The organism is Priestia flexa NBRC 15715 (assembly GCF_001591565.1).
Classification (GTDB): domain Bacteria; phylum Bacillota; class Bacilli; order Bacillales; family Bacillaceae_H; genus Priestia; species Priestia flexa.
On sequence record NZ_BCVD01000148.1, the window covers coordinates 1 to 7,971 of the forward strand.

The window sequence follows — 7,971 nt, forward strand, 5'->3', positions numbered from 1 at the left end:
AGGTTTATCATTGACTGAATTACTTATGTCTCAGTCTCTATTTTATATCTTCAGGCCTTAACTGAAAATGCGGATAATCTTTAAATCCTTCCCAGTCTCCTCCCCATTCAAAACCAAGCTCTTTACCAATTTCAGCTACTTCCATCCAATCCGACTTGCCGTTACCATTGCCGTCATACTCCATATCCCAGATAATATCACCATTATCTATTCGCAAAGCGAAATCGATAGCTAGACCATAATTATGATAAGACTCGCCACCTTTTGAATACGTAACAATCTGTCCTTCAGTCGTTCGGCCACGGGCATAAAGCTCGTCTTGTTCTTCAAATGATCGAAAGCCATCCGTAATGACAACATCTATTCCCTGTGCTTTTGTTTGTTCGATAAGCTGATCTCTTTTTTCAACTACAGCGGGATGAAGATCCGTTGCGTCTTTAAACTCATTTAAGCTGGGGCCAAAAGGTGAAATTGGCCAATTTTTTTGAACGAAAAAGATTAATCCATATACAATGATGCCAACTAATAGCAACTTTAGAATTGTTCCTACAGCATTCATGTTTTTATTCATGCTCCTTGCCTATACATGTAACGAATTAAGAATAAGCATAGTATACTCGGAGGTGAATGAAAAGAAATTCACTCTTGGAAATATGCTCCTCTCATCTTTTTTAAATCTTTTTGCCACTTTCACCATTTTTTCACTATTGCTGGTTACATTATCAAATGTGAACAACATACTTCTCATATGTTGTTCCTTTATCGGGGAACTTAACATAAAAAGGAGTGAGAAAAATGAACAAGAAGTGGCTTGGCTATGTGTTGGCCAGCAGTTTAACTCTCTGCGCAGTAGCAGCGGTAAACACACCTGTGTTTGCGGCAACAAAAGACAACGTAGGTGAAAGTACAATCGTCCAGCGAACAAATCACTATAAAGATGACGTTCAGCTAGATGCAGAAACACAAGAAAAAGTGGATGCAGTTATGAACGAGGCAAAAACAAAATTAGAAAAGCTCGGTGTGGAATTTCCCGAGAAGAAAGATCATCCTTTCCACAACTTAACACAGGAGCAAAAAGAGCAGTTCCACAGCATTATGGAACAAGTAAAAGATGGCTCTTTAACAAAAGAAGAAGCCTATACTAAGTTAAAAGAACAAGGTATTAACCTGCCTAAAAAAATGCATAAACACCCGTTTTCCAATTTAACGGAAGAGCAAAAAGAACAAGCGAAAAAGATTATGAATCAAATTAAAGAAGGTTCCATTACAAAAGAAGAAGGTATCGCAAAGCTTAAAGAAATGGGAATCACCTTACCAGAACGTAAAAGTCGTCTATTACAAGGATTAACAGATGAACAAAAAGTGGAAGCAAGAGCAATTTTACAAGAAACAAAAGAGAAAGTAGAAGATTTAGGTGGAAACTTCCATCATGAAAAGCATAAGCATTTTGTCCAATCGTAAAAAAACCAGAGGCTGAGTAGGCCTCTGGTTTTTTTACGTCATTAAGGACCCTACAATCTCTTGCGCTGAGCAGCTTTTCACTTTATTATGACCAACTCCAGCCCAAAGTGAAAGGTAATCTACCGCCCCTTGCTCAGCAGCTTTTTTCCGAAGTGGCTGCGTCATATAGTGAACGTGCGGATAGGCTGCTGGGGCTGAGTCAGTAAGTGAAATCAGAAACGCATTAGCCAAACCTCTAGCACGTCTGCCTGTAAAAGCTCGCGTGACGGCCGTCTCCTTATACGTTTTATTTAATAATGCTTTTTTATATGTAGGGTTTGCTCCACTTTCCTTACAGCAAAGAAATGCTGTTCCTACTTGAACGGCACTAGCCCCAGCAGTCAATACTATCTCTACATCATCTTTATCCATAATTCCACCGGCAGCAATAAGCGGCAAGCTAGACTGCTTTTTCACAAGATCAATCAGCTCTAAAACCCCATAGTCTTCCTCTTTCTCCTCTTGGTTGTCAAAGCTTCCTCGATGGCCACCCGCTTCAATTCCCTGCAAGCAGAGTGCATCCGCCCCTGCTTCAGCTGCCAGTTTAGCTTCTTTTGGTGTTGTTACCGTTACGATGACGAACGTCCCCTTCTCCTGCAACGCTAGAATGACATCTTTTGATGGACAGCCAAACGTAAAACTAACCAGTGGAACAGGGTGATTTGTTAAGAGAACGAGCTTATTCTGCCATTCATCGTCATGGTACCTTGGAACGCCTACTTCTGCCTGCAACGTAACAGCAATACGCTTTATATGCTGTTCATATTTTTTGAAGTCATAGTTTCTTTCTTCTTCTGGTACAAACAAATTCACGCCAAACACATCGGGTTTTTGCTTTTTCAGCTCTTCTATTTCTTCTTTTAGAGCAGATGTTGTTTTATACCCTCCTGCCAGAAAGCCCACTCCGCCAGCTTTGCAAACAGCAGCCGCTAGCTTAGGTGTAGATACTCCTCCTGCCATCGGTGCTTGAACTAATGGATATTTGCTGTTAAACATTAATCATTTCACCCTTTCTCTAACCTTACATTCTCCATGTTCTTTACTATCATCTAAATTTCCTGTTGATAAACCGAAAAAACCTATCCACTTAGGCGGATAGGTTTTTCAAACAACAAGTTAATTTATATATTTAAAAACTTTACGCAAACCGCGTACGGCACATCAACGATTGAATCTAAAAACGTTAACTTCCCTGTTTCTTCATTTCGTTCAAACAGCACTAAGTTTCCAGTCTCTTGATTAGATGCAATAATAAATTGCTCTGTTGGATCTAATACGAAATCGCGTGGCCAGTCTCCTTTTGTATCCGTCCACTCAACAAATATAAGTTTACGACCGTCTTCATTGACCGCAAACGTTGCAATCGTATTATGCCCACGGTTTCCAGCATAGACGAAGCGGCCATCTGATGAGATATGAATCGCACTTCCTTGGCTATTTTCAGTAAAATCCGCTGGTAGCGTTGCGATTGCTTGTAGTTGTGTAAAGCTCCCGTCTTGCGCGTTATACTCTAACACTAACACTTCGTTGCTTAACTCTGTCATCACATACGCGTACTTGCCGTTTGGATGGAAAGTTAAGTGTCTTGGTCCAGCGCCAGGTGCCGTGTTAAACGTTTGAGCTTTTGTTAACTTCCCTTCTTCTCCAACAGCATACGTGATAATTTCATCTGTGCCAAGATCCACTGCTACAGCGTACTTACCGTCTGGCGTAAAGTCTGAATAGTGAGCGTGTGGCTTTTCTTGACGATCTTTATTTGGACCTTTACCTTCATGTTGCATAACTGAAGTGGCTGGCCACACTTCGCCACTTTGAGGAGAAGTTACGTATGACTCAATACTTCCTCGATGATAATTGGCAGTTAATACTTGGTTATTGCTATCGTTAACCGTCACATAACATGGTGAAGGCCCTTCAAGCATTTGTTTATTCACAAACGTTAAATCGCCGTTTTCAGAATTGATTTTATAAGAAGCTACGCCTCCCTTATCTCCTTCTTTTACAACAGCATATAAGTATTCATTGCTCTTACTAATGTTCACATATGTAGGATTATCGATTTTAGCTACTGCTCGTACATCTCTTAATTCCTTTTTCTCTGCATCAAATGTAAATGTGTATATTCCTTCACTTGAACCTTTTGTATACGTTCCAACATAACCAGTAAACGTTTTTCCTCGAGTCATCGCTGCATACCCTCCTAAATTATTCATTCTATCTTTTAACTATACCATAACTATAGCTGAAGTCTCATTTTTACTCTCCCCTGAATGCCCTTTTTACAAACATGAAATCAAGCGGGTTTCTTGCTTTTTTAGTTTAGGGAGCGTTATCATAAACTTTGGATTAAACTTAGTTTGGATTTTTAAAAAATCCATTTTAGATATAGAGAATATACATTCAAAAGGAGGAGTTTACTTGATTTCATTAAAAAGTGAACGCGAAATTAACTTAATGCATGAAGCAGGTAAGTTATTGGCTCAATGTCATAAAGAGATTGAACAAATGATTAAGCCAGGTATTACGACGCATCAAATTGACCAATTTGTTGAAAAATTTTTAGAGAAACACGGTGCTACGCCAGAGCAAAAGGGTTATAAAGGGTACCAGTTCGCAACATGTGCATCATTGAACGACGAAATCTGCCACGGCTTCCCAACGAAGACACCTTTAAAAAGCGGAGATATTGTTACTATTGATATGGTGGTTAACTTAAACGGAGCTTTGGCTGATTCAGCATGGACTCATAAAGTTGGGGAAATCTCTGAGGAAGCAGAGCGCTTAATGGATGTAACGTACAACGCATTATACAAAGGCATAGAGCAAGCACAGGTTGGAAATCGAACAGGTGATATTGGCTATGCTATCCAATCTTACGTAGAAGGAGAAGGCTTTTCTGTCGTTCGTGACTTTACAGGACACGGCATTGGTAACACAATGCACGAAGAGCCAACCATTTTCCACTATGGCAAGCCTGGGAAAGGACCTCGTTTAAAAGAAGGTATGGTTATTACAATTGAACCGATGGTAAACGTAGGAACTTGGCATTCCAAAATGGACAAAAACGGATGGACAGCGCGTACAACAGATGGAAAACTATCTGCTCAGTACGAGCATACCATTGCAATTACGAAAGAGGGACCGGTTATTTTAACCGAACAATAAATTAAAAGACTGCCTGGTGCTCAGGCAGTCTTTTAATTTATTGGCAACGTCATCATAAACGTTGTTCCTTTTTCAGATGTTTCCACTAACTCAATATCTCCACCGTGATTTTGAAGAATCGTCTTCACGATGGTTAAACCTAATCCCGTGCCGTTTTCCTTCGATGTAGTAAACGGATAAAAAATACTTTTTTGAACCTCTTTTGGGATGCCAGTACCACTATCTTTTAGATAAATGCAGTATTGATTTCTCTTCACCATTCCGGTGATTTCCATCCTGCCAGCCCCACCCATAGCTTCTATGCTATTGCGCAACAGGTTATGAACCACTTGCTTTATTTGTTTATCATCAATCCAAACCATTGCTTTTTCCATCTCTACTTGAATCGTAAAGGCTTGATTATTAGCGGTAATAAACGAAATGATTTCTTCTAGTACATAATCAATTCTTTTTGCTTTCATAACGGGTGCTCTAGGCTTTGCAAGCATCAGCATTTCTTCTACGATGGAATTAATTCGTTCAAGCTCTTTAAGCAGTAGCTCAACCTGAAACGATTTACGCTCATCTACAGAAAGCCCATGGTTCATAAGTGATAAAAAACCATGAATAACTGCTAATGGATTACGAATTTCATGAGCTGCTCCTGCAGCTAGTTCTCCTACTAGCGCTAGTTTCTCTGTTTGATGCATGCGACATTCTAACTGTTCGGTATCAGTAATGTCGATGAAATGGAAGATACGGCCGACCACATTGTTTTCATCGTCTACTAGCTGTGATTGAGAAACCAGCAGGCAGCGTTCTTCTTGATTGAGCTGGTACGTTACTTTTTGATGCTTTTTTACTTTTTTCTCACGCAAAATACGCCAAAATGCTTCATTGTCGTTCCCTTCATGATGTAAAGCATGTTGAACATCGCTTAAGCTAATCATTAACATCTTTTTTACTGCTGCATTTAAGAAAAGATGATTATTGCAATGATCAACTGTAATAATACCAACAGGCAATGAGTTCAATATTTGCTCGCGGTATGTCTTCTCTGCCGTTATCTTATGGAAAGACTCAGAAAGATTTTGAGACATCTTATTTATTGATTTGCTCAGTCTAAGAAACTCGATTTGCTTCTCTTCTTCTAATCGTAAACCGTACTCACCATCGGCAATCCGATCGACTCGTGCAGTCATGCTTTCCACAGGTTTGGTAAGCATTCTGCTCATCCGGTAAGAGATAAGAATCGATAAGAATACAATGACAACCATTGAAATTAATAACCCAATTAGTGCGTTTCGAATAATAAGCGGTAAATCACCAGACAATTGACCTAAGGAATTTGATACGTCTTTCTTTTGATCCTGAATTTCTGCTTGTACCTTGTATAGCTGAGGCAAGTAAACCTCGTCAAGATAAGTAGCAGCTGCTTCTTGATCTTCGTAAGCGATTAATCCTGCGACATTATTATTTATTTGGAAGTCAAGTAGTTGGATTTGTTCTTTCAATTGCTGGAGCGATGCTGGAAAAGCTACCTGATCATTCTCCACTCTGCTTATTGCATGGTTTCTGTATTGTTTATATTCCGTTACTACACTCGTACAGCAATCATTTCTGTCTAAATTATTTGAAACAATGTATTGCTTAACATGCAGCTCTTCTTCCCAGTAAGAAAGCCAAACTAATTCTGGGATCTCTTCGTCTTTTAACTTTTGGCTAACAACACTCAAATCATCGATTGAATATACAAAAATAAACGACAGGCTGCTCAACAACAAGGCAATAACCAAGAGTGAACTTAGGATTTTACTCCGAAACGAAAGCTTACTTATCACATTCTTCATAATCATCTCTTTCTTTGTATACTTTCTATATTGCTAGCTTCCTGCTACTATTCTTCTATGCTATCCTCGATTGCGCTCTTCTCTTTTTCTGTGTACATAGGACCAAAAGGAGCAAGTCGATAAACACCATCATTCTCATCTAAAACCACCGTTCCTGATGGTAAACCGCTTTCGCTAAAATAGTCCTCCATAATGGAGCGATAAGACTGTGGTACATCATTGATAACGCTTGTCAGTACTTGACTCTCTCCCATATACGATTGATCATCAAGATAACCTATGACATAAATTCCTTTTTCTTTAGCTACACTAATAATATCTCGATTGTATGAATTTCCTTTAGTATAAATGACGTCGACTCCTTGGTCTACTAACTCATTCATCAACTCAACAGCTTTTTTACTATCATCTCGACTATTTACCACTCGGTAAAAGAATTCAATATTCTGATCCGCCGCCATTAGCCCATTTTCAAAGCCTTTATTCTTTTCACGAGCTTCAAATGCATCAATAAGACCTACTTTGTTACTACTTGTTTTAAAACTAGCTGCAACTCCTGCTTCATATTCAGTTTGATATTGATCAAACGTATAGACTGTTTGATTTGAATGCTCAGCGGTACCGTGTATCGTAACGAAGTGAACATCTGAATAGGAGGTTGCTAATTTATTAAAAAAAGGAGAGAACTCCCTTCCGTGACCAATAATGACTTCAGCTTTTTCTTCAACTGCAGCCTGAACAGCATTTTGAATTTTTTGTTTACTATCAAGCTGGCTGTAAACCTTTGCAATGACGGGGAATTCATTCTCAATTTCCACTTTCCCTTTATAGGCTAAACTTCCCCAACTTTGATCTACAATAACATCACTAGTTAAAATAGCGACATGTTTTTTTTCATCTGGTTCTGCCCCTTGATTATGTAAAATCCCTTGTGCTTTTAGCATAATAACAGCAAAAAGAATGAAAAAGAACAGCACCGCAATAAAGATAATTATTTTTGATTGTTTTGCTTGTTCCAATATAATTCTCCTTTTTCAACTTCTTCCTTTATTATACAAAAAACAAACCCTTAAAAACTACATTTTCAGTCATTTTTTTTCTTTTTTCGACATTTTTTGCGCATATCAGCACTTAAATACTCTTTTTAGTGGCTGAAACGTGCTTAATCACCTCTGAAAAGGGTGAGAATTAATCTTCGTCTTTTACATCCATGTCTTCTGGAATAGGCTCACTTAAATACTCTTCCATCTGCTTTTTATATTTTTCAAGCTGCTCAAAATGCGTATTAAATTGTTCTTTGTTTACTACGTATTGTTCACCGTCAAAAACAGTACGAATCTTTCCTTGCTGAATAAGACTTTCAATATATTGTTCAGGTAAGGATAAATACTCGGCTGCTTCTTTTAGTGTTAAGTACATTTTTATTCCTTCTTTCAATTCATAACTTACTTCTAGAATACCACGTTTAAAAGAAAAG

Annotated in this window: 8 protein-coding genes; 2 read left to right on the forward strand and 6 right to left on the reverse strand. The window is 38.5% G+C overall.

The genetic code is table 11. The annotated features are described in order from the left end of the window. Positions 1 to 37 precede the first annotated feature (37 nt). Entirely contained in the window at positions 38 to 571 is a 534-nt protein-coding gene (locus BFL01S_RS17745; protein WP_225002172.1) for a M15 family metallopeptidase, read from the reverse strand. Between the two features lie 224 nt (positions 572 to 795). Between BFL01S_RS17745 and BFL01S_RS17750 the strand changes: the two genes are divergently transcribed. Next, positions 796 to 1,461 carry a hypothetical protein gene (locus BFL01S_RS17750; RefSeq protein ID WP_061786505.1) on the forward strand — a complete coding sequence of 222 codons (666 nt, stop codon included), beginning with the start codon at positions 796 to 798 and terminating at the stop codon, positions 1,459 to 1,461. 33 nt (positions 1,462 to 1,494) lie between these two features. Here BFL01S_RS17750 and BFL01S_RS17755 read toward each other — a convergent pair whose 3' ends face one another. Next, the gene (locus BFL01S_RS17755) at positions 1,495 to 2,496 is read right to left on the reverse strand and encodes a nitronate monooxygenase (protein ID WP_061786506.1); all 1,002 of its coding nucleotides are present in this window, start codon (positions 2,494 to 2,496) and stop codon (positions 1,495 to 1,497) included. 125 nt (positions 2,497 to 2,621) lie between these two features. Next, entirely contained in the window at positions 2,622 to 3,686 is a 1,065-nt protein-coding gene (locus BFL01S_RS17760) for a lactonase family protein (RefSeq protein ID WP_025907600.1), read from the reverse strand. Positions 3,687 to 3,918: 232 nt separating this feature from the next. On the opposite strand from BFL01S_RS17760, the gene map reads away from it, so the two are divergent. After that, a complete protein-coding gene (gene map / locus BFL01S_RS17765; RefSeq protein WP_025907602.1) occupies positions 3,919 to 4,665 on the forward strand; it encodes a type I methionyl aminopeptidase in 747 nt (248 codons plus the stop codon). A 32-nt stretch (positions 4,666 to 4,697) separates the two neighbouring features. Here map and BFL01S_RS17770 read toward each other — a convergent pair whose 3' ends face one another. The 3 genes from BFL01S_RS17770 to BFL01S_RS17780 all read right to left on the reverse strand — a co-directional run bounded on the left by BFL01S_RS17770 (position 4,698) and on the right by BFL01S_RS17780 (position 7,913). Further along, positions 4,698 to 6,494, reverse strand: coding sequence for a sensor histidine kinase (locus BFL01S_RS17770; RefSeq protein ID WP_061786507.1), 1,797 nt, complete (start codon positions 6,492 to 6,494; stop codon positions 4,698 to 4,700). A 47-nt stretch (positions 6,495 to 6,541) separates the two neighbouring features. Next, complete coding sequence (locus BFL01S_RS17775; protein ID WP_061786508.1) at positions 6,542 to 7,513, reverse strand: BMP family ABC transporter substrate-binding protein; 972 nt, start codon at positions 7,511 to 7,513, stop codon at positions 6,542 to 6,544. A 169-nt stretch (positions 7,514 to 7,682) separates the two neighbouring features. Next, the gene (locus BFL01S_RS17780; RefSeq protein WP_025907605.1) at positions 7,683 to 7,913 is read right to left on the reverse strand and encodes an excisionase family DNA-binding protein; all 231 of its coding nucleotides are present in this window, start codon (positions 7,911 to 7,913) and stop codon (positions 7,683 to 7,685) included. Positions 7,914 to 7,971 lie beyond the last annotated feature (58 nt).